The 25,764-nt window shown below is 71.5% G+C and carries 18 protein-coding genes; 10 read left to right on the forward strand and 8 right to left on the reverse strand.

Going from position 1 to position 25,764, the window contains the following annotated elements:
• The first annotated feature begins 75 nt into the window (after nucleotides 1–75).
• From IE262_RS08440 to IE262_RS08455, 4 genes are all read left to right on the forward strand, one after another.
• Nucleotides 76–1,116, forward strand: coding sequence for an AAA family ATPase (locus tag IE262_RS08440; protein ID WP_134039889.1), 1,041 nt, complete (start codon nucleotides 76–78; stop codon nucleotides 1,114–1,116).
• Nucleotides 1,116–5,819, forward strand: coding sequence for an SAV_2336 N-terminal domain-related protein (locus tag IE262_RS08445; protein WP_189872450.1), 4,704 nt, complete (start codon nucleotides 1,116–1,118; stop codon nucleotides 5,817–5,819). Before IE262_RS08440 ends, IE262_RS08445 begins: the two co-directional genes overlap by 1 nt.
• Before the next feature lie 126 nt (nucleotides 5,820–5,945).
• Nucleotides 5,946–6,986, forward strand: a complete 1,041-nt coding sequence (locus tag IE262_RS08450) for a rod shape-determining protein (RefSeq protein WP_189872451.1) — start codon at nucleotides 5,946–5,948, stop codon at nucleotides 6,984–6,986.
• Between the two features lie 597 nt (nucleotides 6,987–7,583).
• Complete coding sequence (locus IE262_RS08455) at nucleotides 7,584–9,323, forward strand: alpha/beta fold hydrolase (RefSeq protein ID WP_189872453.1); 1,740 nt, start codon at nucleotides 7,584–7,586, stop codon at nucleotides 9,321–9,323.
• 187 nt (nucleotides 9,324–9,510) lie between these two features.
• Here the strand turns inward: IE262_RS08455 and IE262_RS08460 are convergent, their stop codons facing one another.
• Nucleotides 9,511–10,746 carry a beta-ketoacyl-[acyl-carrier-protein] synthase family protein gene (locus IE262_RS08460; RefSeq protein WP_189872455.1) on the reverse strand — a complete coding sequence of 412 codons (1,236 nt, stop codon included), beginning with the start codon at nucleotides 10,744–10,746 and terminating at the stop codon, nucleotides 9,511–9,513.
• 667 nt (nucleotides 10,747–11,413) lie between these two features.
• On the opposite strand from IE262_RS08460, the gene IE262_RS08465 reads away from it, so the two are divergent.
• A complete protein-coding gene (locus IE262_RS08465) occupies nucleotides 11,414–11,938 on the forward strand; it encodes a helix-turn-helix domain-containing protein (protein ID WP_229877158.1) in 525 nt (174 codons plus the stop codon).
• Nucleotides 11,939–12,047: 109 nt separating this feature from the next.
• Here IE262_RS08465 and IE262_RS08470 read toward each other — a convergent pair whose 3' ends face one another.
• From IE262_RS08470 to IE262_RS08495, 6 genes are all read right to left on the reverse strand, one after another.
• On the reverse strand, nucleotides 12,048–12,797 hold the full coding sequence (locus IE262_RS08470; protein ID WP_189872457.1) for a LuxR C-terminal-related transcriptional regulator: 750 nt from the start codon (nucleotides 12,795–12,797) through the stop codon (nucleotides 12,048–12,050).
• Nucleotides 12,798–12,873: 76 nt separating this feature from the next.
• Complete coding sequence (locus IE262_RS08475; protein WP_268249565.1) at nucleotides 12,874–14,301, reverse strand: MFS transporter; 1,428 nt, start codon at nucleotides 14,299–14,301, stop codon at nucleotides 12,874–12,876.
• Nucleotides 14,302–15,163: 862 nt separating this feature from the next.
• Nucleotides 15,164–16,129: a HesA/MoeB/ThiF family protein gene (locus IE262_RS08480; protein ID WP_189872459.1), complete on the reverse strand. Its 966-nt coding sequence runs from the start codon at nucleotides 16,127–16,129 to the stop codon at nucleotides 15,164–15,166.
• Complete coding sequence (locus IE262_RS08485; protein ID WP_134039880.1) at nucleotides 16,129–17,121, reverse strand: hypothetical protein; 993 nt, start codon at nucleotides 17,119–17,121, stop codon at nucleotides 16,129–16,131. The genes IE262_RS08480 and IE262_RS08485 overlap by 1 nt, the downstream gene beginning before the upstream one ends.
• On the reverse strand, nucleotides 17,118–18,371 hold the full coding sequence (locus IE262_RS08490; RefSeq protein WP_229877159.1) for an acyl-CoA dehydrogenase family protein: 1,254 nt from the start codon (nucleotides 18,369–18,371) through the stop codon (nucleotides 17,118–17,120). The genes IE262_RS08485 and IE262_RS08490 overlap by 4 nt, the downstream gene beginning before the upstream one ends.
• A 57-nt stretch (nucleotides 18,372–18,428) precedes the next feature.
• Nucleotides 18,429–18,824: an SCP2 sterol-binding domain-containing protein gene (locus tag IE262_RS08495; protein WP_134039879.1), complete on the reverse strand. Its 396-nt coding sequence runs from the start codon at nucleotides 18,822–18,824 to the stop codon at nucleotides 18,429–18,431.
• Nucleotides 18,825–19,566: 742 nt separating this feature from the next.
• On the opposite strand from IE262_RS08495, the gene IE262_RS08500 reads away from it, so the two are divergent.
• From IE262_RS08500 to IE262_RS08520, 5 genes are all read left to right on the forward strand, one after another.
• The gene (locus IE262_RS08500; RefSeq protein WP_189872461.1) at nucleotides 19,567–21,360 is read left to right on the forward strand and encodes an ATP-binding protein; all 1,794 of its coding nucleotides are present in this window, start codon (nucleotides 19,567–19,569) and stop codon (nucleotides 21,358–21,360) included.
• 118 nt (nucleotides 21,361–21,478) lie between these two features.
• Nucleotides 21,479–21,898 (forward strand): roadblock/LC7 domain-containing protein, encoded by a 420-nt coding sequence (locus IE262_RS08505; protein WP_189872884.1) that lies wholly within the window; start codon nucleotides 21,479–21,481, stop codon nucleotides 21,896–21,898.
• On the forward strand, nucleotides 21,895–22,251 hold the full coding sequence (locus IE262_RS08510; protein ID WP_189872463.1) for a DUF742 domain-containing protein: 357 nt from the start codon (nucleotides 21,895–21,897) through the stop codon (nucleotides 22,249–22,251). The genes IE262_RS08505 and IE262_RS08510 overlap by 4 nt, the downstream gene beginning before the upstream one ends.
• Entirely contained in the window at nucleotides 22,232–22,849 is a 618-nt protein-coding gene (locus tag IE262_RS08515; RefSeq protein ID WP_189872465.1) for a GTP-binding protein, read from the forward strand. Before IE262_RS08510 ends, IE262_RS08515 begins: the two co-directional genes overlap by 20 nt.
• A complete protein-coding gene (locus tag IE262_RS08520) occupies nucleotides 22,846–24,108 on the forward strand; it encodes a cytochrome P450 (RefSeq protein ID WP_189872467.1) in 1,263 nt (420 codons plus the stop codon). The genes IE262_RS08515 and IE262_RS08520 overlap by 4 nt, the downstream gene beginning before the upstream one ends.
• A gap of 264 nt (nucleotides 24,109–24,372) precedes the next feature.
• Here the strand turns inward: IE262_RS08520 and IE262_RS08525 are convergent, their stop codons facing one another.
• Nucleotides 24,373–25,599: a cytochrome P450 gene (locus tag IE262_RS08525; protein WP_134039874.1), complete on the reverse strand. Its 1,227-nt coding sequence runs from the start codon at nucleotides 25,597–25,599 to the stop codon at nucleotides 24,373–24,375.
• Nucleotides 25,600–25,764: the final 165 nt, after the last annotated feature.

The raw sequence follows: 25,764 nt of genomic DNA on the forward strand, positions 1-25,764 counted from the left end.
CACGAGAACCGGACCCCACGCCCGCCCGCATCCCACCCGCACTCCGCACGCACTCCGACGAGGAGCACACCCCCCATGTCCCTGTGGCCCGTCTACACGGGTTCGAGCGAGCCCCACGACGGCATCGACCGGCTGCCCGACCCGCCGCCGTGGCGCGCCTTCGACGGCGGCCCGGCGCTGGCCACGCCCGCCGACGGCGACGACACCTCGGCCTCCTCTCCGGACCGTCTCCACCGTGCCCGCACCTACCGCGCCACCGACCGCGCGGTCCAGCTCGTCAACGCGGCCCTGTATCTGCGCAGACCGCTGCTGGTGACCGGCCCGCCCGGCAGCGGCAAGTCGAGCCTCGTGTACGCGGTCGCCCGGGAGCTCAGGCTGGGCCCGGTGCTGCGCTGGAACATCACCAGCCGGACGACGCTCCGCGACGGCCTCTACCAGTACGACCCGCTGTCCCGCCTGTACGCCGCCGGACGCGCCGCCGCCCGCGAGCAGCGCTCCGCCACCCGCGAGCAGCTGCCGCTGGACGGCGAACTCCAGGACCATCTGCGGCTGGGCCCCGTGGGCACGGCCCTCCTGCCGTACGGCCGCCCCCGCGCCCTGCTGATCGACGAGATCGACAAGAGCGACCTGGACCTGCCGAACGACCTGCTGAACATCCTGGAGGAGGGCCAGTACGAGATCCCGGAGCTGGTCCGGGCCGCCCGGCACACCCCCACGGCTGAGGTGATGGTCGACGGCACGGACGACCGGGTGCCGGTGGCGCGGGGCCGGGTGCGGTGCCGGGCGTTCCCGTTCGTGGTGCTGACCAGCAACGGCGAGCGCGAGTTCCCGCCGGCCTTCCTGCGCCGCTGCGTCCGTCTGGAGCTGCACCAGCCGCGTGACACGCACCTGGAGCAGATCGTGCGCGCCCACCTGGGCGAGCCGGACGCGTACGCCCGCGACCTGATCAACCGTTTCCTGTCCCGGGGCACGGACGGGGAGCTGGCGACGGACCAGCTGCTGAACGCCGTCTACCTCACCGGGGTCGCGGGCCTCGACACGGCGTCCCGGGACGAGCTCGCGGAGCAGCTGATGCCGTATCTGAGCCGTTCCGGGGACGAGGCGGACACGTTCTGATGAGTTCCGCGGGAGACGGGCCGGAGGGAATCGGCCGGCTCGCCGAGCTGCTCGCCGAGGCGGGCGACGGCGAGCCGCCGACCTCCGTGGAGCTGGCCGAACTGCTGTGGCTGGCCGGGCACATGGAAGGACCGGAGGGTCCCGAGGGATCGGAGGGACCGGAGACGCCGGGTGACTCCGCGGCCGACCCTTCTCCCGCGCACCGCGCCGGAGGCTCCCGCGCACCGTCCGTTCCGGCTCCCCGGCCTGGACCGTCCCGCTCCGCACGGGCGCCCCGGGCACAGCAGGCCGACGCGGGGACGGGCCCGGCGGCACCGGGGACGGACCCGGCGCACCCCGACGACCGTGTGCCCCTGCGTCTGCCCGGCACGGGCCCGCGTGGCGGCGGCGCCTCCCACACGGCGCTCCTGGCGCCCGCGCCCCCGATGCTGTCCCACCCCCTCGCCCTCCAGCGCGCCTTGCGCCCCCTCAAGCGCCGGGTCTCCGCGCCCTTCGGCCAGGAGGTGGATGAGGAGGCGACCGCCCATCGCATCGCCCGGCTGGGCGCGGCACCCCAGTGGTGGCAGCCGGTCCTGCGCCCGGCGACCGAACGCTGGCTGACCCTGCACCTCGTGGACGACTCCGGTCCGACCATGCCCGTCTGGGGCCCGCTCGTGCGGGAACTGCACACGGCGCTCGCCCAGTCGGGCGTGTTCCGCACGGTGGAGTCGCACCGGCTGGCCGCCGACGGCACGGTACGGCGGCCCGGTTCGCAGGAGTCGTACGCCGACGGCCGCACCGTCACGCTGATCGTCTCCGACTGCATGGGCCCGCAGTGGCGGGAGGGCGTGGCGGGCGACCGCTGGTACCGCACGCTGCGGCGGTGGGCCGCGCGCATGCCGGTGGCCGTGGTCCAGCCGCTCCCGGAACGCCTGTGGCGTACCACGGCGCTGCCCGCCGTGACCGCGCGGATCACCTCGCCCTCTCCGGCGGCGCCCAACTCGGCGTACGAGGTGGACTCGTACCTCACGGACATCGCCGAGCCCGGTTCGCTTCCCGTTCCCGTCCTGGAGCCCTCGGCGCCCTGGCTGGCGAACTGGTCGAAGCTCCTGGGCCGGGCGGGCCGGCTGCCTGGCTCGGTCGCCCTGCTGGGGCCGGTCCCTCCCCTGGACCCGGTCGACGAACTGGGCCGCAGCGATGTGGAGCGGCTCTCGCCGGAGGAGCTCGTCCTCCGCTTCCGCTCCATCGCCTCCCCGGAGGCGTTCCGCCTGGCGGGCCATCTCGCGCTGGGCCGCCCCGAGTTGCCGGTGATGCGGCTTCTGCACGCCGCGATCGAACCCGACCCGCGCCCCCAGCACCTGGCGGAGGTGATACTGAGCGGTCTGCTGACCACGGTGCCGGGGCCTGCTGGGTCGTACGACTTCCGTCCGGGGGTGCGCGAGCTGCTGCTGCGCACCCTGCCGCGCACGGCGCACGGGCGCACGTCCGAACTCCTCTCCCGCATGGGCGCGTTGATCGACGAGCGGGCCGGAGTGGGGGCCCGGGAGTTCCGGATCGCGGCGCCCGGTGACGGGGGTGTGCCCGCGCGGGGGGAGCCGTTCGCGGCGGTGCGGGCGGAGAGCCTGCGGCGGCTGGGCGGGGCGCCTGCGGGGGGCTCCCGGGTGGTGCTGGGCAGGTACCGGCTGGTGCGGCGCCTGGGCATGGGCTCTCCACAGGTGTGGCTGGCCCAGGACACGCGGCTCGACCGTACGGTGGCGGTGTACGAGTACTCAGCGCGGCGGGAGCACGAACCGTTCCTGGCGCGGGCACGCCTCATCGCCGACCTCCACCGCCCGAACGTGATCGCGGCCCTGGACCACGGTGTCGAGGGCGACGTTCCCTACCTGGTCACCGAGTTCGTGGAGGGTGTCTCCCTGGCCGAGCTCACCGCCGAGGGCGGTTTCCGGCTGCCGTACTGGCTGCTGGCCCCGCTGGCGCTCCAGGTCGCGAAGGGCCTCGAAGCCGTGCACGAACAGGGTCTGGCGCACGGCCGGTTCACTGCCCACTGTCTTCTGCTCTGCCCGGACGGCACGGTGAAGATCACCGGCTTCGCGCTGGGAAACGTCCGTGGCCGCACCGAGTCGAAGGACCTGGAGGAATTCGGCCGCCTGCTGACCAATCTGGGCGGGGGACCGGCGAGGTCCGACGACGAGCCGCGGCCTGGTCTTCCGCGTGGCCTCGCCCTGTTCCGGGCGCGCTTCCCGGTGATCGTCGACAAGCTCCTCAACCCCTCGCCCGACGTACAGCGCCAGGGCAGGAGCCTGTTCCGGGCGCCCTCGTTCACCGAGGTGCTGGAGGCCGTCGCCGAGGACCGGTACCAGTACCGCCTGCTCGGTCCCGTGCGGGTCGACCAGCGGGGCCTCCCGCTGCCGGTCGACGACGGCCCGGCCCAGGCCCTGCTGTGCATGCTGGTCCTGCGGCACGGCCGGACCGTCACGAACGACGAACTGATCGAGGGCCTGTGGGGAGAGCACCGCCCCGAGCGCCCTCTTCCGGAGCTCGCCGCTCTCGCCTCCTCCCTGCGCGCGGCCCTCGGCCCCGGGCTCCTCGCCACCACGGCGGACGGCTACGCCCTCCACGCGATGCCCTCCGCCGTCGATGTGCTCCGCTGCGAGGACCTCGTGGCCAGGGTGAACTCCCGCCGGGCCGAGGGCGACCCGGCGGCGGCCCGCGCGTCCGTCCAGTACGCCCTCGACCTCTGGTACGGCGACCCCCTCGACGGTGTCCCCGGCCCGGCGGCCGAGGCGGCCCGCGGCCGCCTGAGCGCCCTGCGCCTGTCCTTGTACGTCACGCGTGCCGAACTCGACCTGGAACTGGGCCACTTCGAGCAGGCGGCAGCCGATCTCGCCCCGCTCCTCCAGGAGTTCCCGGAGTACGAGGACTTCCGTCGGCTGCACGCGCTCGCGCAACGCTCCGCGTCGGAGAGCGGGCGGGCCACCCTCACCGTGGAGATCACCGACCCCGGCCCGCACCCGGAGACCCACCGTTTCCTGGGCCGCACCCTCCCCTGGCTGCTCTCCCTGGGCGACCTGGACCCCAGCCGGTACGAACTGCTCACCCGCGACAACGGGTACGTGGTCGTGACCGAGCCCGGCACCCCCGTGCTGCCCGTCCTGCACGCGGTCCTGCGCGAGCTGCCCGGTGCGCTGATGGACGTGGACGATCCGCCCGCGATCCGGGTGACCTTCTGGCACACCGCCCAGTTCACGGGGGCCGACCGCCCGGCCGGCACCCCGGACCTGACGTCCGCTCTGGGCGGCCGCTCCTCCGCGGACATCGTGGTCGTGCTCTCCCCGGTCCTGCACCAGGAGCTCACGGCCGCCACCGACCGCACCGTCGACCCGGCCGGCTTCCTGCCCCTGCGCGGCTCGTCGCCGGACACCCCGCCGGACGCCTGGTACCTCCCGCTGGACCTCCCCGAGCCCGCGCCCGTGCCCGAGCACCGCGATCTCGTGCGGGGCCCCTTCACCGTCCGCCACGCCGCCCAGATCCGCCCGCCCCTCCAGGGCCGCACCGCGGTCGTGTACACCGGGCCCGACGGCAGGCTGACCGAACTCGACCCCCACCGGCCGCACTCGGGCCGGCCCGCGCACTCCCGGGTCACGTACTACGAGGTGGACCTGACCGCCCAACAGGCCACACGCCAGTTGCTGCTGCCCGCCGCGGGGCGTACCAGTACCACGTTCGTGGCGTCGGCCGAGCTGTCCTGGCACGTGGACGATCCGCTCGCCTTCGTACGCGCGGAGGCCTCCGGCGTGGCGGAACAGCTGTTTGAGCACCTCACCCGGGAGGCCGCGCGCATCACGCGGCGTCATCCGCTGCGGTGGGCGGGCACGGCCCAGCGCGCCGTGCACGAGGGGGTGCGCGGATGGCCGGTCCCCGGGCTGTCGGTGTCGTTCTCGATGCGGCTCTCGCCCGGCCCCTCACCACGGCTGGACCAGATGGCGCGGGACCGGGACGCGGGCACGGCGCCCGCGGACGGCCTGGCCCTGGTTCTCGCCCACGCCGAGTCCGTGCTGCTGGGCTTCGACGGCACCCTCGCCCGGATCCCCGCGAGGCGCCGGACCAGGATGGCCCGCGCCCTCGCCGAGCACCTCGTCGAGCTGCGCCACCCCGACGACGCGCTGAGCGGCGCGGAACCACTCCTTCAGGGGGCGCCCGCACCTCTGGAGGAAGAGCCTGACCCGCTGGCGCTCCTGCGCGCCCTCGCACACCACCGTCTGGCTCCGGAGCTGAGCCGCGCGCTCGACGGGATCGAGCGGCAGAACCTCGGAGCCGCGGTGCCGTCACCCTTCGCCGGGTCCCTGGTCTACGCGCTCGCCGACCGGGGCCTGGGCGTCGCCGTCGTCACGGACCACTCGTCCGGCGCCGTCGCCGCCTACCTGGCACGACGGGGGCTCACCGGGTCGGCGTCCGGCGGGGTCCACGGCCGCTCCGACGACCCCGGCCTGCTCCTGCCGCACCCCGACTGTCTGCTCCGGGCGCTGGAGCGGCTGCACACCGCGCCGGACGACGCCGTCCTGATCGGCTCCTCCGTCACCGAACTCACCGCCGCGTCCGACCTCGGCCTGCCCTTCATCGGGTACGCCACGGGCCGGGAGGCCGAGCGGCGGCTACGGGAGGCGGGCTGCCGGTACACCGTCTCGTCCCTTGAGCCGCTCCTGAAGGCGGTCCGCCCCGCCTAGGTCCTTCCGCCAGAAGAGCCCTGCCCCCCAACTGGCCCAATCCGGAAGGCGCCGCGTCTCTCCCCCGCACACGATGCAAGAAGACCGCCACCCACGACCACGCGGTCCGTGCTTCCGGGAGGACCCATGACTGCCAGGCTGGATCAGCTGCGCCGCTGCCACTTCGCCGTCGACCTGGGCGCGTCCCGAACCCGTGTGTATGTGAAGGGCGCCGGGCTGGTCGTCGACCAGCCGAGCGTGGCCGCCCTGAACACCAGGACCGGCGCCCTGATCGCGGTCGGGGAGTTCGCGGAGCAGATGACGGGACGTACTCCGCACTACATCAGGGTCGCCCGCCCCGTGTCGGGTGGCAACGTCGTCGACATCGAGATGGCCCAGCGCATGCTGCGCCATCTGCTCGGTGACAGGGTGCGCCGCGCGCTGCGCCGCAAAGCCTTCCTGCGCGCCGCCGCCTGCGCCCCGAGCGACACGGACCCGCTCGGCCGGCGTGCGGTGATCGAGACGCTGGTGGGGCTCGGCGCCCGGCGCGTCGAACTCGTCGACACCCTCATCGCCGCCGGGGTCGGCTCCGGGCTGCCGGTCGAGCACCCGGAAGCCACCATGATCATGGCGTGCGGTGCCGCCGCCACCCAGATCGCCGTCCTCTCCCTCGGCTCGATCGTGACCGCCGAGCGCATCCCGGTGGGCGGTGAGGCCGTGGACCACGCGATCGTGCAGCATCTGCGCCACCAGCACCAGCTGATCCTGCCCAGCCAGTCCGTACGGCCGCTCCAGCTGGCCCTGGCCGGGAACGGGCTCACCCCGCACGGCCCGGCGGTCACCGAGATCCACGGACTGGACGTCGCCACCGGGCTCGCCCGGTCCGTCAAGGTGGACACCGCCGCCGTGCGCAACGCCATCCAGACGCCGTTCACGGCCGTGCTCGACGGCATCGGCAAGGTCCTGCGGGACTGCCCGCCCGACCTCGTGGCCGACCTCGCGGACCGCGGGATCATGATGGTCGGCGGGAACGCGCTGCTGCCGGGCCTCGACCAGATGCTGCGGCAGGCCACGGGCATGCCGGTGCACATCGCCGAACGCCCCGAACTGTGCGCCATCGAGGGCCTGGGCGCCATGATGGAGGGCCATGTCGAACCGCTGGAGCTGGACCTGACGCCGGAGGACTGAACACCGGCCGCGACGGCTCCCCGTGACGTGCGTACGCGCAGGAGATCGCTGTTCAGTAGGGCAGAACCCGGCCCGACGGCGTCCTCCGGTCGATCGTGAGGTCGCGCGGGGCGGAGGGCCGACGGCTGGTACGGATGCGGATCCGGCGGTTCATGACGGCCTCCTCATGCCTGTGCCCGGGGCGTTCGGCCACCCGATGCCCCGGGGCGTTTCCGTGCCCGCCGCGACCAGCCTCCTCGCCACCGCAGCCGGGTGTACATCGTGCCCACGGTGGCACTTGTCATGCCTCCTGGGGAGGAGTGATCGGAATTGCCCTACGTCCGAGGAAGCACACAACCCCCTCCGCACGCCCCCGGGATGAGCCCTGCATGCCCCCAGGCAGACCCAACGGCCGTCCCCCGAACCCCGACGCGCCCGCGCGTGCGCCGGGGTGTTCTTGCCGAACGCCCCGATCGTGTGGCATCGGCATGGTTCGCCGTGCTCGTCCCCGGTGAATCGGTACGGTGGAGCGCCTCGCGGACGGGGCCCTGAACCCGGCCCCCAAAGCGCTGACGTGGCGCTGACGTGGAATTCCGGACCTGGCAAGGAGACAAACAGATGCTCTCGGACTCGATCGTCTTCGGTGCTGGGGGCTTCATCGGCCGCTCCCTGGTGGCCGAACTCCTGCGTGGCGGCCACCGGGTGGCGGCCGCGGTGCGTGACTCCGGTGACGCGCTGACGAGTTGGCTCGACGGGGAGGGAGTGGACCGGGCGGGGCTGACCGTGGTACGGGCCGACATCACCCTGCCCGGACTCGGCCTGTCCGGACAGGGGTTGGCCCTGGAGGGCTTGTCCGGGGTACGCGACGTCTACAACACCGCGGCGCGCTTCGCCTTCGGCATCGACGCGGACCAGGCCAGGGCGGTCAATGTGACGGGCGCCGTGCATGTGGTCGAGTGGGCGGCCTCCCTGCCGGAGCTGCGCCGGGTGGTCCACATCAGCGGATACCGCATGGTCGCCGCGGACGACGGTCCGCCGGACTACGGCCGGCTGGGCGCGTACGAGGCGTCGAAGCAGGAAGCCGACGCGGCGGTGCGGACACGGTGCCGCGAACTGGGGGTGCCGCTGAGCATCGCCAACCCCAGTACGGTGATCGGACCCGACCAGTACGTCGGCCTGGCCTCCGTGGTCTCCGAGCTGTGGCAGGGCCGGCTGCGGGCACTGCCCGGCGGCCCCGAGATCCTCCTCCCCGTCGTGGCCCTCGACTACTTCGTGCGGTTCCTGGCGGCTCTTCCGGAGCACGACGAGAGCGCGGGCCGCGCCTACTGGGTGCTGGACGAGGCGACCCCCACGCTGCCGGAGCTGATCGGGCTGCTCGCTCAGCACATGGGTGTGCGGGCCCCCCACCGTTCGGTTCCGGTCGGCCTGCTGCGCCGGCTGCCCCGTACGATCACCCGGGCCGACCCGGAGACCCTGTCCTTCCTGTCGACCGACCGCTACGACACGGCCTCCACCCGCGCCCTGGCCGAGTCGCACGGGCTGTCCGCGCCGCCCGTGGAGACGGCGCTGCGCCAGTGGGCCGACGACCTGGTCGCCACCCGCTTCGGCCGGACCGTCCGGTGCCGCCGTCCCTACGGCTTCCACAGCGTGGGAGGCAGCCGGACGTGGCTGATCGGTGAGCGGCGGCGCCCGGACTATGTGTTCCTGCACGGACTTCCGCTGAACGCCGATGCGTGGGAGGGAACGGTGGAGCGCCTGGACGCGCCGTCCCTCGCGGCCGACCTGCCCGGTTTCGGCAGGTCGGGGCCGGGTGAGGGATCGCTCGACGACTGGCTCACCGATCTGCTGCACCCTGTGGAGACCCGGCCCGTGCTCGTCGCGCACTCGCTCGCCTGCGGCCCCGCACTGCGCTACGCCGCGGCCCGGCCCGACCGGCTGTCGGCACTCGTTCTCGTCGCGCCGCCTTTCCTCCAGCCGCCGTCCTCGGGTCTGCTGCGCTCGCCCCTCGCGGCACCGCTGCTGCGTACGACTCCCGCGCCCCGTCTGGCCCGTTCGCTCGGCCTGCCCGAGGACGATGCCCTCGACGGTCTCGTGACGGACCTGCGCCGTGCGGGGGCGGCGCACCGGGTGATCGCCGCCGTGCGCACGGCCCACGGACAACGTGAGGAACTGCGCCGTCTGTTCCGGGACCTGCCCTCGCCCGTGGAGCTCGTCGTCGGGTCGGAGGATCCGCTCGCCGAGGCCGTGGACTCGCCGGTCACGGTGATCGAGGGCGCGGGGCACTATCCCCAGATCACCCATCCGGCGGCCCTCGCGGGCTGTCTGGCCTCCTGCCGGGACCGGGTGGGCGCCCCGTAGGGCCAGGCCCTGTCGTCAAACTCCCATCTGCCTCGCGACGCCATGCACGTGCTCTCGCCGCACCGGGCGAAAGCCCAAGTACATCCAGTACGAGGGCTTCCGCCCGGCACGCCGAGAGCACGCACCTGACGCCGCGCGGCCCGCCCTTCGGGCGAACGACGGGAGTTTGACGACAGGACCTAGTGCCCTAACGGGGTGTGAAGGCGAGGGCCACGTTGTGGCCCCCGAACCCGAAGGACGTGGACAGGGCGGCCCCTTGCGGTGTCCGTCGTGGTTCGCCGCTCACCAGGTCCAGTTCGATCCCGTCCCCGGTCTTGTCCAGGTTGCGGACGGGCGGGATCAGACCGTGTTCGAGGGTGAGGACGGTGAAGACCGCCTCGACCGCGCCGGAGGCACCCAGGAGGTGGCCGGTGGCGGACTTGCAGGCGGTGACCGCGGGGTGCGTGCCCACCGCCTTCTGCAGGGCCTGCGCCTCGGTGACGTCCCCGACCGGAGTGCCGGTGGCGTGGGCGTTGACATGGGCGATGTCGGCCCCGGTGAGACCGGAGTCCCGCAACGCCGCGCTGATGGCCCGCATTTGCCCCTCGGCATCGGGAAGCGTCACGTCGTACGCGTCGGAGGTGACCCCGGCGCCCACCAGGGCCGCGTGAACGTGCGCTCCGCGCGCCCTGGCGAACCCGGCGCGCTCCAGCACGACCATGCCCGCGCCCTCGGACATGACGAACCCGTCGCGGTCGTGGTCGAACGGCCGGGACGCCAGGTCCGGTGCGTCGTTGCGCAGGGACAGGGCACGCATACGGGCGAACGCGCCGAGGGACAGGGGGTGCAGGCAGGCGTCCGTCCCCCCGGCGACGACCACGTCCGCGCGGCCGGACCGGATCAGCAGCGCGCCGACCGCGAGCGCCTCCGCACCGGACGCGCAGGCACTGGTGGGGGCGTGAGTGCCGGCCCGGGCCCCCAGCAGCAGACCGACCGCCGCGGCACTGCCGTTGGGCATCAGCCTGGGCACCGTGAACGGGGAGAGTGCGCGGGGGCCCCGCTCCTCCAGTCGGTCGTCCTGTTCGAGCATGGTGAGCGCGCCGCCCACGCCGGTCCCCACCACCACCGCCAGCCGTTCGGACTCGACCTCGGGCGTGCCGGCGTCCGCCCATGCCTCCTGGGCCGCCACCAGCGCGGCCGCCTGGCTGCGGTCCAGCCGCCGCTGCCGGACCCGGTCCAGCCGCGAGGCGGGGTCCTGGCTCATGTTTCCGGCGATACGGACCGGAAGCCGCTCGGCCCATGGGGTGTCCAGCCGGGTCAAGCCCGAGCGGCCGGACAGCAGCGCCTGCCAACTGGACGGAACGTCGCCGCCGAGTGGGGTGGTCGCGCCAAGGCCCGTCACCAGGATGTCGGGGTACGTTGCTTCAGCGGTCACGGGAAGCATGACGGGTTCCTTCCGCACGGTTTCACTGGCTCTTGGGTTGCGTTGCCGACAGGGTGTCCGGCGGCACTTCGGGACCGTCGGGGCCGGGACGGGGACGGGGACAGCGGTTGCCGAGTCCGGCCGGCACCAGCGCGGCGATGGCGGTCCACAATTCCCCGGTGGTGAGAAGAGGGCCGCCGGAGGGCCTCGGACACTCCGCGGCCTCACAGCAGCGTTCGGTCTTTTCCATGGCTTTTCCTTGGCACCTTCAGCGCGTCGACCGATTGCTTTGACGAGGAAATGCATTCCAGAAGTCGCATTCGCTGCGACCGGAAACAAACTAGTCGACCGGAACGCCCGCTGCTTCATCTCTTTTCATGAATTGCCGCCCCCGCACCCGCCTCGCCTTCACGGGGATCCTCACCCGTTCGAGCCATACAGGGCCTCCCGAGAGGCCTCGGCCGGACACGGAGGGCCACCGAAAGGACCATCAGTAAGATAAACACGCTGAAGCCTTCGTCATTTTATGACGATAGTCCCGCAGCGGATCCCGCTTTTGCTTGTTGCAGCGACACTCGGACCCGCTGCATAGTGAAGCGATGCCTGCGCAGGGGGGCGACCTGACCAATCGCAGCCACTCGGCAACAGTATTTCGCATTCTTTGCCATGCCAAAAAGGAGGGCAATACGTGCCGCAATACAGCCAGGGGGAGATTTCCTCGACCGGGGATGACGTCCGCGTCGTCCGCTGGCCGGTCGAGGTGACGGAGCTGGAGCAGTTACGGCGCCGGGGGATTCTTCGTCTGCTCGTGATCGAGAACGGCGCCACCCCACCGGTACCGACGGACTCACGGGAGGACTGGGTGCGGGCGCCGGTCAGCAGGGCGGACTTCGCCGCCCGTGTCGCGGCGCTCCGGGCCAAGGCCGGCACACAGCGGATCCCTGTCCTGGACCAGGACGGGCTGCTCCACTACGACAGCCAGGTGGTACCCATGTCACCGACCGAGATGGAGCTGCTCCAGCCGCTGGTCGATCGGTTCGGCGGCCTCGTGGCCCGGCACGAGCTGATCACGCTTCTCTCGGCACGCCGCGGACGGGCGAGTCAGAACGCGCTCGACCTGCACATCATGAGAATCCGGCGCAAGGTGGTCTCGGTGGGACTGCGCATCCGGACGGCCAGCGGGCGGGGGTACCTCCTCGAATCAAGCGGGTGACCCGCACGAGAACAAGCCCTGTTGGCGTGAAACGTCCAACAGGGCTTGTGCGGAACGCCGCAGGCTCACAGGAGCACTCCGGGGGCACTCCCGTCGTGCCACCACCGCTTCACGCGGATGCGCCGACCCGTGAGCCGTACGGGAAGGAGTCGCCGTCCTGCTGCGGCCCGAGCTCCGGGCAGGGGGGCGTCACCAGGCCCGTGCGATAGGCGTGGATGACCGCGTGCACGCGATTGCGCAGGTTCAGTTTTTCCAGCAGTCGCTGCACGTGGGATTTCACCGTGTTCTCGCTGAGCACCAGTTCCGTCGAGATCTCCGTGTTGCTCAGCCCTTGGGCGAGCAGCCGGAAGACCTCCTTCTCCCGCCGGGTCAGCAGGCTGATTCCCGTGGTGTCCTCCGTGGAGACGTCGTGGCATGAAGTGACCGGGGGAACCGGGTCGTCGTCACGCGCCTGAACAACCCTCTCGTCGAAGTAGATCCGGTATCCGGCGGCCACGACATGGACCGCCGACAGCAGCTGACCGGGAGTGACACGGCTGAGAACGACCCCCTGCACCCCGGCCTGGAAGGCGCGTCGCACACAGGTGTCCGCCTCGTTGGCCATGAGCAGGACTCCGGGCACTCTCTCACCGCAGCGCACGTGCAGTTCGTCGACCAGTTCCACCGGGTCGACGGCCTGGGACAGGGCACCGGCGAGCAGCAGACGCGGCTGAAGGTGCCGTGCCTTGGCGACCGCACTGGCGATGTCGGGCGCTTCACCCACCACCTCGATGTCTCGGTCCTCGTCGAGGACGGCCCGGATTCCTGTTCGTGCGATGGCCCGGTCGTCCACCAGCAGAACTCGGATCGGCGCGCTCATCGCTTTCCCTCTCCTCTGGACGGAACATCCTCTGGACGGAACACGTTTGCCTGCACCACACCTGGACGCGCCGTCGTCACATCGGGTCGCTCACGGACGCGGGGACGGCCGGCCTGGGTTCGACGGGACGGCTCTCGCGACGGCGCCGAGGTGCCACCAGGACCGCCAGGGCTCCGACGGCGATCAGGACGACACCGGTCCACACCGCGGGGATCATGCCGTCCGTGAACGTGTCCGGCGTGGTGAGGTCCCCGTTCGCGGAGAACACGGAGGCGAGCACCGCGATACCGAGAACACCGCCGAGTTCACGCAGCGCGTTGATGGCGCCGGACGCCATTCCGCGGTCCTCGGCGTCGACCGCGCTCATCACCATGTTCGCGGTGGGAGAGAAGTAGAAGGTCATTCCCAGACCGCACAGGACCAGTGCCGGGATGAGCGACACATAGTCCACGTGGGGAGAGATGCGCGACGCGATCCATCCCAGTCCGCACGCCTGGAAGGCCAGACCGAGCGCGACGATGGTCCGGCTGCTGACGCGGTCGGAGAGCAGCCCCACCAAGGGCGCGACGAAAATGGGTACGGCGGTCCACGGCAGGATGCGCAGACCCGCCTCCAGGGGCGAATAGCCCTGCGGCCCCTGGAAGAACTGGGTGAGCAGGAACACCGAGCCGAACATGCCCGCGAACATCAGCAGCCCGGCCGCGTTCATCGCGCTGAAGGTGCGGTGGCGGAACAACTTCATCGGGAACATGGGCAGTTCGGTGTGCAGTTCCCAGAGCACGAAGGCGACCAGGACGACGGCGCCGCCAGTCAGCGAGGCCAGGACGCGGACGCTGCTCCAGTGGTCCGCGTGGCCGTGGATGATGCCGAAGACGATCCCGAAGAGGCCGATACTGGCCAGAACCGTCCCCACCAGGTCCAGCTGGGACCTGGGTCCGCGGCTCTCGGCGAGCTTCCAGCGGGCGAGCGGCAGCACCACCGCACCGATCGGTACGTTGATCCAGAAGATCCACTGCCAGCTCAGGTGCTCCACCACCGCTCCGCCGAGGAGCGGGCCCATCGCGATGGCGACGCCCTCCACGGCGCTCATCGCGCCGAGCAGGGCGCCTCGCCGGTGCGGGGGCGCGACGTCCGTGAGGATCGTCAGGTTCAGCGGCATGAGCAGCGCGGCGCCCAGCCCCTGAACGGCGCGGGCGGCGATCAGAGCGCCGATGCCGGAGGCCAGCGCGGCCCCGGCCGACGCGGCGACGAAGAGGCCCAGCCCGACGCCGAACATCCGCCGCCTGCCGAACCTGTCCCCCAGGGCGGCACCGGGCAGCATGAGCACCGCGTAGGTGAGGGTGTAGGCGTTGACGGTCCACTCCAGTTGCTGGATGCTCCCGCCGAGGTCATTGCGGATCGCCGGCAGGGCCGTGATGACGACGAGGTTGTCGAGCGACACCATGGCCACGCCAAGGCCACAGCAGAGGAACGTCCACAGCACGTTCTGTTTCGGAATACTCATGTCCACCTCCATGACGGGAATGCCACCGGGGGCCGCCGCCAGGCGGCCCCACAACACGAACCTGACGCCCCCGCCCGGCCCTGGCCCCGACCCACGCACTCGCCCGACACGCGGTGCGCGAGCGGACGGGCGGGGCTGGGCGCAGCCGGGGGCTGTGGCCTGGGCCACGGGTCGGGGCCGGGGCCGGGGCCGGGGGCCGGGCCGGGGCCAAAGCAGGACCGGCCCCAGGTCGAGGGCAGGGGGCAGGGGGCAGGGGGCAGGGGGCAGGGGGCAGGGGGGCCGGGGGCCGGGGGGCCGAGGGCCGGGGGGCCGGGGGCCGAGACCGGAGCCGGAAGCCGAGGCCATGACCGGCCCCAGAGCCGAGGGTGGGACCAGCGCCGGAGCCGAGGGCCGGAGGCCTGGGCCAAGGCCAAAGGGCCAGGGCCAGGCCGGGGCCAGGCCCCAAGGACCGGGGCCGGGACCCAAGGGCCAGGGCCAGGACCCAGGGCCAGGGCAAAGCCCGGACCTAGAGCCTCAGCCAGAGCCAGGCCGGGGCCGGGACCCAAGGACCGGAGCGGGCACCAGGGGCCGGGGCCGGCCCCAAGGGCCGAGACCGACCCAAGACCGGACCAGGACCGGGCCGAGCCACGAGCCAAAACCGGACCAGAGCCAAGCGCCAAGCCCGCCATCCAAAGGCCTCAGCCAAGACCACGCCGGGCGGTCCAGGCCCCAAGGGCCAAGACCGCCGCTGCCGGTCGTCTTCGGGGGCCCAAGACAGGACCAGGGCCAAGACCGACCCAAGAAGGGACCAGGGCCAAGGGCGGCCAATATCGGACCAGGGCCAAGGACCAAAGCTGGGGCCAAGGGCCCGAGTCGGCGGGGGTCAGGGTTGGGTGGGGCGGTCTTGCGTGGGGGGTTGGGTCTGGCGGGCGCCGGGGGTGCGGAGCATGCGCAGCAGCTCGGGGAGCAGGCCCCCCAGTTCCACCGGCCATCGCGCCCAGGTGCGCCACTGTTCCGCACGCGGCCTGGTCTTCTGGTGCACGTCGAGGCGGATGTGGTGCCGTACCCGCTGTCCGGCGAGCAGCCTGACGACCATGTGGGAGCTGATCACGCCGAACGCCGTGGCCGTGTAGGACACCTGCGGAAAGGCGTAGTCGGTCCGCGCGTGGTTGGCCCGGATCTCGGCGAGCATGTCGGTCGGTACGTACCTCAACGGCACCGCTCGGCGCAGCAGTTCCCATGTGTCGAGGCGGGACAGGTCCTCGGTGCTGATGGTCCCGTCGAACGGTTCACGGAGGTGCCGGTAGTCGTAGCAGCGGACGTACTGGGTGCCCGCCATGTCCCACCCGGTGATCAGGGGCAGCCGCCGCCGGATGGCGTGACGGTGCAGCAGGTGCTTGGCCTTCCACCCCTCCGGTGTCGTGACGTCCACCCCGTCGATGATCACCTGGCAGGAGCCCGTCAGCTTCGGCACGGTCTGCCGGGTGACTCCTTCCGTGAAGACCTCGACGGAGGCATACGGGTTGATCGCCCGCACCCGGGACGCGGCCACCGAGGCCTTGTTCCGCTCGATGTCGGCGGCCATCGCCGACTGCCGGTTGAGATTGTTCAGCTCGTACGTTCCCGGGTCGGCGAGGACGAAGCTCTGCACGCCCAGCCGCGTGAGCGGTTCGACGGCCGCGCCCCCGATCGACCCGCAGCCGGCCACCAGGACGGTGGCCGTGCGCAGGGCCCGCTGGTCCGCCGCGGCCACCACCCCCGTGTTCCGGGTGGTCAGCTCGGCGTAGAACTCGGCGCCCACCGTGGGCTTTTCCTCTGCCGGCGACACCGGCTGGCTGTCAACGTTCATCACCCGCAAGACCCTTCGTGTGACGGACGGGGGACGCCGTTCCCTGCCCTCTTCCGCGCGGCCAGGGCCGTGACCAGGGCCTGCGGCGAGGTCAGGTCGCTCGTCCCGGCGAGGTAGGAACGGATCATGTCGCGGTACCAGGGGAGGTCCGTGGGCACCGGGGCGACGAACGGCCTGGCCACCACCGACTGCCGGTAGATCGGCGCCATGGGATCCGATGCGCCCAGGCGCGGCGACGTGCCCTCGACCACGTGCAGGTCGAAGCCGCCGAGGCGCAGATGGCGCAGAGCGACGTGTTCCTTGGCGTCGCCGAGCACGATGCGCACGGCGTCGCCGAGCCCGATGAGGCTCTCCCCCATGCCGAGCATGAGGTGCCAGGGGACGCAGGTGTGCTGTGCGCCGCGCGGCATCGTCTGGTCCCGCAGGAAACGCTTGAACTCGAAGACCTGGTGGGTCCCCAGACCGGGCTGTGCGTACCGCCGAAGCAGGTCGACGCCGTGTGCCGCCTCCGTCGGGAACGGGGTACGGCGCGGGGAGTCGAGGGGGAGGCTTTCCGCGTCCGCGGAGCAGGCCAGGCCCACGTATCCGCGTATCTTCCAGGTGCGTCGGCACAGGGTCACGGTGTGGACGTTCTCCACGGCGCGCGAGCCCAGCAGTGGTTCGTGGAACGCGGCGGTCCGGTGGACGGAGTCGGGGGAGATCCAGCTCAGCCTCAGGTACTGCGCGAGGCGGAAGCCGAGGATTCCCTTGAGGTACCGGGTGGGAAACTGGCTGTCGCGGGCGGTGAGGGTGACCAGACGGCGCCGCGGGTCCTCGATGAGGGAGAGCGGATCCCCCTTGAGCTCGGTGAGCAACCGCCGGTAGGTGAGCCGCTCGTGGAGCCTGATGATGTCCACGGCGTAGCGCCGGGCGCGGGCGTCCCCGGTGACGGGCCCCGTGGCCGGGGACGGGCGGGATGCGGTGGCGGCGCCGACGACCGGAACGGCGTTCACCACTCCTCCTTCTCGGCGTAGAGACTGTCGGTGATGGCGAGCGCCAGGACTTCGGGGGTGCCCTCGTAGATGCGGGTGCCCAGGGCGTCACGCATCATCTTCTCCACCCCGTAGGAGCGCAGATAGCCGCGAGCGCCGATCAGCGAGAGGGCCGCGTCGGCGACGTCGATCGCGGCCCGGTCCGCGAACAGCTTGGCCACGGCCGGTTCGTAGACCGGCGGGGGCAGTTCGTTGTCGACCTTGTCGGCCGCGCGCAGGTACAGCATGCGGGCGGCGTCGACCTTGGTGGTCATGGCGGCGAGTTTCGCCGCCGTGAACTGGTGGTGCCGCAGGTGCTGCCCACCCTGTACCCGCTCACCGCACCAGGCGATCGCCTGTTCCAGGGCGCTGCGTGCCACACCGGTGGAGATGCCGGCCACCGCGGCGCGGGCCATGTTGCTCTGCGCCATGTTGATGGCCATGCCCTCGCCCTCCGAGCCGATCATGTACTCGGCGGGTACCCGGACGTCGTGGAACTCCAGCTCGCTGCCCAGGCAGGCGCGGTATCCCATCTTGTCCGCCACGGGGCCGCGGACGACGCCGGGGAGGTCCAGGGGGACGATGAAGGAGGTGAGCCCGGTCGCCCCCGGGCTGCCCTCCATGTTCGCGAACACGGAGGCGAACGCGGCGAACTTCGCGTTGGTGATGAACCGCTTCCGGCCCGTCAGCACATAGTGGTCGCCGTCTCTGCGCGCGGTCGTGACGTTCTGCGCGTGCTGCGCCAGGGACGGGATGATCAGATCGCAGCCCGCGTCCTCCTCGGTGACCGCGTTGCAGGCGAGCACGGGCTCGTCACCGGAGAACAGGGGAAGGAAGCGGGACTGCAGGCGGGGGTCGCCGGACAGCAGGATCGGCGCCTGGCCGAGCAGGGTGGCGCCGAAGATCAGCGCCGTTCCCGGGCAGACGGCGGCGACCTCCTCCAGTGCGACGGCGACACCCAGCATGCCGACGCCCGCGCCACCGTATTCCTTGGGGACCGCCGCACGGGTGAGGCCGATCTGGTGGCCCTGGGCGACGAGTTGCCAGTCGAAGTGGGCCGCCGGTGCCTGGTCGAGGTGCTGGACACGGGGTTTGACGACGTCCTGGGCGAAGGCCCTCGCAGTGTCCCTGAACCGCTGGACCTCGGGCGGCAGTACGTCGAAGTTCAGCCCCGACAGGGACACGGACTCGGACACGGACTCGGACTGGAACTCGGACAGAGCGGTGTTCACGTGGACGACACTCCTTACGCGTTGGTTCGCCGGCCGGAACCGGTGCCGGGCAGCAGGTCAGGCGCCGACGCCGGAGGCGGCGGCGATGTCCGGGTAGCGGTCGAAGGCGGGCCGCAGCATCGGCACCAGTTCCAGCACCTTGGCGACCTTGCCGCGGATCCGGAGCCGGCCCGTGGCGATGGCGACGGGCACCATGAGCCGGCCCATCCACAGCGCGTGGGCCGTGTCGCAGGACATCTTGAGCGTGATCGCCGCGGTCTGAGGAGCAGCCTCCTCACCGACGACGACGCCCTGCGGCGACACGAAGACCTGGCAGTCGGGCTTCGTGTGGACGAGCCGGACCGACAGTCCCTCCTGTCGGGCCCTTGCGACGAATTCCTCGTCCTCCAGCAGTACGGAAAACAGTCGGCCGAAGACTTCCGCCGCCATTTCGCCGGACGAAAAAGTGGACATCTTCCCCTCCCGATCGCTCTTGTCGCGCACAAGTCGACACGGGCGCAAGCGCCCTGGGTTTACGGACTGCGGGAAACCGATCGCAACGCTTTTCCGGCGCGGCGGGTTGTGTCCGCCCTGCACCGGCAGCGCCGAAGAGAACGTTAGGGGGCGTCATGGCCGCCTCCCGCGATGCGGACATAAGACGGAAGGGATGCGGCCATGACGCGGAAAGAACGACCCGTAAACAGGTGGATTGCAGCGCACCGGATTCAACAACCAGCGGCCATGGAATTCACCACAACGTGCGTCGTGGGCAACTGTACACATCAGCCGCAACACAGCTGCCATTCGCGGCATCAAGACCAAGGGCCTCAAGATCGCGCAGGGACGTCGCGGACGTCAGGCGGCCCCGCAGTTGACTGAAACCCGTCGCTCCGCCACCTCCGACACGCCGAAGCCGCGACGATCCGGCACCTGCCGAGGAGCCCGCGAGGGCGCGCAGAGGGTCATCCGTGGTCGTCAGAGGGGTGGACGGCGCGTCAACCCCATTACCACGTCACATCCTTCGGTCGACGGGTTTTCGACGAAATTACGTCCTGAGCGGACTAGACAGCCAGTCAGATCGCGACACCCGGATGGGTGACTAGCATGTGCGAATGCCTGCCGGACGATCACCGTCCTCTTGGTGATCTGCCCTGCCCGCGGCCGTCGCGCGTCGGTCGCTCTGTCTTTCCCGCTGCCAAGGACCGAGGACCGCTGGATGTCAGTGCCTTCACCACTCAGCCAACACCGGTCAGGGAAGGCGCCTCACGCCTCGCCCGTCGCACCCCTGGTCGTCCTGGTCGTGACCGCCGCGGCGGCTGGTGCGGCCATCGCGGCGGCTCCCGAGAACGCCCGTACCTGGACGGTGGCTTCGGCTCTGGGCGCCTGGTTGTGCGTGGCGGTCACCGTCGTCGTCAGTACGTCGCTGATCCGGCGCGCCCGCCGGTCCGCCGCGTCGCAGGTCGGCGAGGTCGGCCAGATCCGGTCGCAGTTGGCACAGCAGGCGGCCGAGTCCGCGCATCTGGTGAACGTGACCCTGCCCGCGGTCGCCGCGCGGCTGCGGGACGGAACGAGCGCACAGGACGCTCTGACGGGCGTGACGCAGCCGTCCGATCCCCAGCTGCGCAAGGTCCTGCACTCCTTCACCACCATGGTGGAGCAGGACGTGAAGAGTGCCGCGGCCCTGGACAACGAACGGCGGCAGGCCCAGCAGGAACTGGCCGATACCGCCGCCGAGTTGGAGCGGCTGACGAAGGAGACCCTGCCCGACGCGATGGCGAAGCTGCGGGAAGGTGTCTCGGCCGACACCATCTTCGCTGAAGTGGGGTGGCCGCAGATCCCTCTGCTGCGTGTCCCCGCCGAATCGTTCATTCGTGAACTCGCCCACAGCGAACGACGGGCCGCCGCCGCGCAGTCCGCCTCGGCGAAGGCCCTGAGCCGGGTGCAGGCCAAGGCCGTCAGCATGCTCGCCGACCTGCGGGACATGCAGGAGCGGCACGGAGAAGAGGTCTTCGGCGACCTGCTGAAGCTGGATCACAGCACCTCGCAGCTGGGCCTCATGACCGACCGGCTGGCGCTGCTCATGGGCGGCCGTTCCAGCCGCGCCTGGAACAAGCCGATCGTGATGGAGAGCATCCTGCGGGGCGCGGTCGGCCGGATCGCCGCCTACCGGCGCGTACGGCTGCACTGTTCGACGAACGCCGCGGTCTCCGGATTCGCCGCGGAAGGCGTCATGCATCTGCTCGCCGAACTGATGGACAACGCGGCCAATTTCTCGCCGCCGATCGACGAGGTCCACGTGTACGTGGAGCAGCGCAGCGCCGGAATCGTCGTCACGATCGAGGACAGCGGCCTGAAGATGGCCGACGCGGCGATGCGGCGTGCCGAGGCGTCGGTGGCCGGGCGGATGACGGACCTCGCCTCGTTGCAGGGCACGCGGCTCGGTCTGGCCGTGGTCGGGCGGCTGGCCGTCAAGTACGGCATCAGCGTCAACTACCGGCCCTCGTCGCGCGGCGGCACCGGCGTCGTCGTCCTGCTGCCCCCGCAGCTGCTCGCCCAGCAGCGCGACGCCGCACAACGGCTGACCGCACCCCGTCCCTCGGCCGCGGCGCCCACACCGGCGCCCGCGCCCGCCGAGACCGCACCGCCCGCCGTACCCGAACCGGCGCCCGCCGAGGTCACGCGGCCTGCCGCCACGGTGCGGCCCACTGCCGGGTCGGAACTCCCCGAGCCGGGGGCAGGCCGCCGTCCCGCGGACGCCACCCCGAACGGCCTGCCCGTGCGCGCCCCCGGCCGCACCATGGCCGAGGCCGACCGCGAGCGGGAGCAGCGCAGAGCGTCGGCCTCGGCCACCGCGCAGGACGGGACACGGGCGGAGGGACGTTCGGCGAGGCGCGACGCGGGCTCGCTGTTCGGCTCCTTCCACCGTGGCCGCCAGTCCGGCACCGGCGACACCGGATCGTGGGCCCGCCCCGCATCCGACGCCGCTCCCGAGCCGCCGGCCGACTCGTAGGTTCGTCCCCCCACACATACGGCGCTCGGGGCCCCGGCGCCCTTGCCCCTCGACCTTGTGAGATTGGAGGAACGGGGCGGTGACCCGCCAGCCGGGCAGAACCGTCCCCTCACCCACCATGCAGACCACCGACACCAGCCTCACCTGGCTCCTGCAGAGCCTTCTGGAGCGCACCCCCGGCACGCGGCACGCGCTGGTCCTGTCCCGGGACGGCCTGAAGCTGTGCTGGACCGAACATCTGACGCTGGACCAGGCCGACCAGCTGGCGGCGCTCTGCTCGGGGATCCAGGCCCTCGCCCAGGGCGCGTCCGTCGAGTTCGGAGACGGCACCGGAGGTGTCCGCCACTCCATGACCGAGTTCCACGGCGGACTGCTCTTCATCGTCGAGGCCGGCGAGGGGGCGCATCTGGCGGTCGTCGCCGAGGAGACCGCCGACCCCGGGGTGGTGGGTCACCAGATGACCGAACTGGTCGACAAGATCGGTGAGCATCTGCGGGCCGAGCCCCGCCAGGGCGGCCGGGCGAGTACTCCGTCGTGATACGCAGGCCCGTGGACACCGGTGATCCCGACCGGCTCTACACCGTCACGGGCGGACGCAGCCGTGCCGACGACGCGTTCGATCTGGTCACCCTCGTGGTCAGTGAGTGCGCCCCCACCGCCGGGATGCAGTCGGAGCACGCCCGCATCCTCGACCTGTGCCGGCACCCCACGGCCGTGGTCGAGATCGCCGCCGAACTGAAGCTGCCGATCACGGTGGTGCGCATCCTGCTCGGTGACCTCCTCGCCATGGGCAACATCACCGCCCGCCACCCGCGCGCGGCGCAGTCCGTCGCCTCACTCCCCGATTCCGCCCTTCTCCAGGAGGTGCTCCATGGGCTCCGCCGTCTCTGAGCTGCCTTCCCGACGTACGCCCCTGGCCGACGCCGCAGAAACCGGCCTGAAGATCGTCATCGTGGGCGGATTCGGCGTCGGCAAGACGACCCTGGTCCGCTCGGTCAGCGAGATCCGGCCGCTCAACACCGAAGAGGTGATGACCCAGGCCGGTGTCGGCGTCGACGAGACGCACGGGGTGGCGGCGAAGACCACCACCACCGTGGCGTTCGACTTCGGGCGGATCAGTCTCAACGAGCGCATGGTCCTCTACCTGTTCGGCGCTCCGGGGCAGGAGCGCTTCTGGTTCCTGTGGGACCGGCTCTTCTCCGGCACGCTCGGCGCGGTCGTCCTGGTCGACACACGCCGGATGGACGACTCCTGGTACGCGATCGACCGGCTGGAACACCACAAGACGCCGTTCGTGGTGGCCGTCAACCGCTTCGACAACGACCCGTCCCGGTACTCCCTGGACGAGATCCGCCAGGCGCTCGCCCTCCCTGAGCATGTGCCGCTGATCGACTGCGACGCGCGGGTCAGGTCGTCGGGCAAGGACGTGCTGATCACCCTCGTGAACCACCTCTACGAACAGGCCATGACCCGGGAGATGACACCGTGACCGACACCGGATCCTCCTCCCCCGAGGCGGCCGCCGCGGGCTGCCCCGCCCATGCGGGCGCGGTCCGTCTGAGCGGTCTGGAATACCAGCAGACACCGTCGCAGCTGTACCGCACCCTGCGCCGGGAGCACGGCGCGGTGGCGCCCGTGCTGCTCGACGGGGACGTGCCCGCCTGGCTGGTCCTCGGCTACTCGGAGGTCGGCTATGTGACGGCCCACGACGAGCTGTTCGCGCGGGACTCGCGGCGCTGGAACCAGTGGGAGAACATCCCCGCGGACTGGCCGCTGCTGCCGTTCGTCGGATACCAGCCGTCGGTGCTGTTCACCGAGGGCGAGGAGCACCAGCGGCGGGCAGGGGTGATCACTCAGGCGCTGGAGGGCGTCGACCAGTTCGAGCTGGGCCGTGAGTGCGAGCAGATCGCCGACGAGCTCATCGCGTCGTTCGCGGGCAGCGGCCACGCCGAACTGATGAGCGCGTACGCGCACGCCCTGCCGATGCGGGCCGCGGTCCAGATGTGCGGGATGCCGCACAGCGGTACGGACACCGAGCAGCTCGTGGACGACCTGCGGATCTCGCTCGACGCGGCCGAGGGCGACGACCCGGTGGCCGCGTACGGGCGGGTGGGTGCGCGGTTCCAGCAACTGGTGAAGGAGAAGCGGGAGAAGCCCGGACCTGACGTCACCTCACGGATGCTGCAGCATCCCGCCGGGCTGACCGACGAGGAGATCATCCAGGACCTGATCTCCATCGTCGCCGCGGCACAGCAGCCGACGGCCAACTGGATCTGCAACACCCTCCGGCTGCTGCTCACCGACGAACGCTTCGCCCTGAACGTCTCGGGCGGCCGGCTCAGCGTGGGCGAGGCGCTGAACGAGGTGCTGTGGCTGGACACGCCGACGCAGAACTTCATCGGCCGCTGGGCCGTGCGCGACACCCAGCTCGGCGGACGGCAGATCAAGGCGGGCGACTGCCTCGTGCTGGGGCTCGCCGCGGCCAACACCGACCCGCAGATCTGGCCCGAGGGGCACGTCGGCGCGGAGAACGCCGCGCACCTGTCGTTCAGCAACGGCGAGCACCGCTGCCCCTACCCGGCCCCGCTGCTGGCCGACGTCATCGCCCGTACGGCGGTGGAGGCCCTGCTGGAGCGGCTGCCCGACGTGGTCCTGGCGGCGGAGCCGCAGGAGCTGACCTGGCGCCCGTCCATCTGGATGCGCGGCCTGACCTCGCTGCCGGTGCAGTTCACGCCGGTGGTGCAGTAGCACACCGTGAGGCCCCGGAACGGGGTTCGGGGCCGGTCCTGTCGTCGAACTCCCGTCGTTCGCCCGAAGGGCGGGCCGCGTGGCGTCAGGTGCGTGCTCTCGGCGTGCCGGGCGGAAGCCCTCGTACTGGATGTACGTGGGCTTTCGCCCGGTGCGGCGAGAGGGCGTGCATGGCGTCGCCCGGCTGGGGGCACCTCCCACGCCCTTGAGGCAGTGGGGGAGGGAGTTTGACGACAGGGCCTAAGCCCCGAACCCCACGGCGGGTCAGCCCGCGACGGGCGTGAACCGCACCGGCACGGACTGCGGGCCCCGGGTGAAGACACCCTGCTCCACGGGGTCGAAACCGTCGGCGAGCCGCACGTCGGGCATGGCGTCGAGGAGCTGGCCGACACCGATCTCCACTTCGGCCTTGGCGAGCAGGGCCCCCACGCAGAAGTGCCGCCCGAGCGCGAAGGACAGGTGGTCGGCGGCGGCCGAGAAGGCGGTCGACGTCGTCAGGTCGTCGCGGAAGATGTCGAAGCGGTCCGGGTCCTGGTAGCGGTCGCCGTCCCGGTTGGCGGCGCCGATCAGACAGGTGACGGTGGCGCCGGGCGGTACGGTGCCGCCGCTGAGCTCGACCTCGGTCGCCGACTGCCGCATGATCATCTGGACGGGCGGTGTGTAGCGCAGCGTCTCGGCGAAGGCGCGGGCGATCAGGCCGCGGTCCTCCCGTACGGCCGCCAACTGCTCCGGGTGCAGCAGGAGGTTCACGAAGATGCCGGCGATCGCCTTGTCGGTGGTCTCGCCGCCCGCGGCGAGCAGCAGGCTGCAGAAGGCCTTGATGTCCTCGTCGCTCATCTGCACGCCGTCCACCTCGGCGGCGCACAGCGTGGACAGCAGGTCGTCACCGAGGTTCTCCCGGCGTTCCCTGATGATCGGGAACATGTACTCGGCGAACTCCTGCCGGGTCCGCTCGCCGGCCGCGGCCACCTCCGGGTCGCCCGCGAGGTTGCCGAGGAAGGCGATGACGGAGGTGTACCAGCGGTGGAACCGGTCGTGGTCGGCCTTGTCCAGGCCCAGCATGTCCGCGATCACGTTGACGGGGAAACGGGTCGCGTAGTCGGTCACCAGGTCGGCGGACCCGGTGTGCCGGAAGGCGTCGATCAGCTCACGGGAGTTGCGCTCGATCACGGGAAGGAACTTCCGCTCCAGATCGCTGCCGCGGAAGGCCGGGGCGACCAGGGCGCGCCGCACCGCGTGGTCCCGACCGCTGAGCTGGAGAATCGTCTTGCCGTGTACGGGCTCAAGCTGCCAGGTGTAGTTGTCGGTGGTGAACTCCCCGTTCTTGTCCTTGAAGACGCGCTCCACGTCCTCGTACCGCGAGATGATGTAGCTCTGGGTGGCCTCGTGCCAGATGAGCGGGGCACGTTCGCGCATCACCTGATAGGCGGGGTAGGGGTCCGCCGCGAACTCGGGCGAGAGAATGTCGGGGGCCTGCTGCGCGGTGGACATGAAACTCCCTGGGACTGGGATGAGCAACGGGTGTACCGCCCAAGGTTATTTAACGGTCAAGAGCCAGGACAGGGCGCCTCCAGCCCGGCTTCACCCCGGCCGAAGCCCCGGCCGAAGCCCCGGCCGAAGCCTCAGCCGAAGCCCCGGCCGAAATCCCGGCCGAAG

This window comes from Streptomyces bluensis, assembly GCF_014650715.1.
In the GTDB taxonomy this organism is placed as follows: domain Bacteria; phylum Actinomycetota; class Actinomycetes; order Streptomycetales; family Streptomycetaceae; genus Streptomyces; species Streptomyces bluensis.

Excerpts from the sequence above, each read along its gene's own strand:
- IE262_RS08440 (WP_134039889.1), top strand. The coding sequence starts at position 76 with ATGTCCCTGTGGCCCGTCTACACGGGTTCGAGCGAGCCCCACGACGGC.
- IE262_RS08445 (WP_189872450.1), top strand. The coding sequence starts at position 1,116 with ATGAGTTCCGCGGGAGACGGGCCGGAGGGAATCGGCCGGCTCGCCGAG.
- IE262_RS08450 (WP_189872451.1), top strand. The coding sequence starts at position 5,946 with ATGACTGCCAGGCTGGATCAGCTGCGCCGCTGCCACTTCGCCGTCGAC.
- IE262_RS08455 (WP_189872453.1), top strand. The coding sequence starts at position 7,584 with ATGCTCTCGGACTCGATCGTCTTCGGTGCTGGGGGCTTCATCGGCCGC.
- IE262_RS08460 (WP_189872455.1), bottom strand. The coding sequence starts at position 10,746 with ATGCTTCCCGTGACCGCTGAAGCAACGTACCCCGACATCCTGGTGACG.
- IE262_RS08470 (WP_189872457.1), bottom strand. The coding sequence starts at position 12,797 with ATGAGCGCGCCGATCCGAGTTCTGCTGGTGGACGACCGGGCCATCGCA.
- IE262_RS08475 (WP_268249565.1), bottom strand. The coding sequence starts at position 14,301 with ATGAGTATTCCGAAACAGAACGTGCTGTGGACGTTCCTCTGCTGTGGC.
- IE262_RS08480 (WP_189872459.1), bottom strand. The coding sequence starts at position 16,129 with ATGAACGTTGACAGCCAGCCGGTGTCGCCGGCAGAGGAAAAGCCCACG.
- IE262_RS08495 (WP_134039879.1), bottom strand. The coding sequence starts at position 18,824 with ATGTCCACTTTTTCGTCCGGCGAAATGGCGGCGGAAGTCTTCGGCCGA.
- IE262_RS08500 (WP_189872461.1), top strand. The coding sequence starts at position 19,567 with ATGTCAGTGCCTTCACCACTCAGCCAACACCGGTCAGGGAAGGCGCCT.
- IE262_RS08505 (WP_189872884.1), top strand. The coding sequence starts at position 21,479 with ATGCAGACCACCGACACCAGCCTCACCTGGCTCCTGCAGAGCCTTCTG.
- IE262_RS08515 (WP_189872465.1), top strand. The coding sequence starts at position 22,232 with ATGGGCTCCGCCGTCTCTGAGCTGCCTTCCCGACGTACGCCCCTGGCC.
- IE262_RS08525 (WP_134039874.1), bottom strand. The coding sequence starts at position 25,599 with ATGTCCACCGCGCAGCAGGCCCCCGACATTCTCTCGCCCGAGTTCGCG.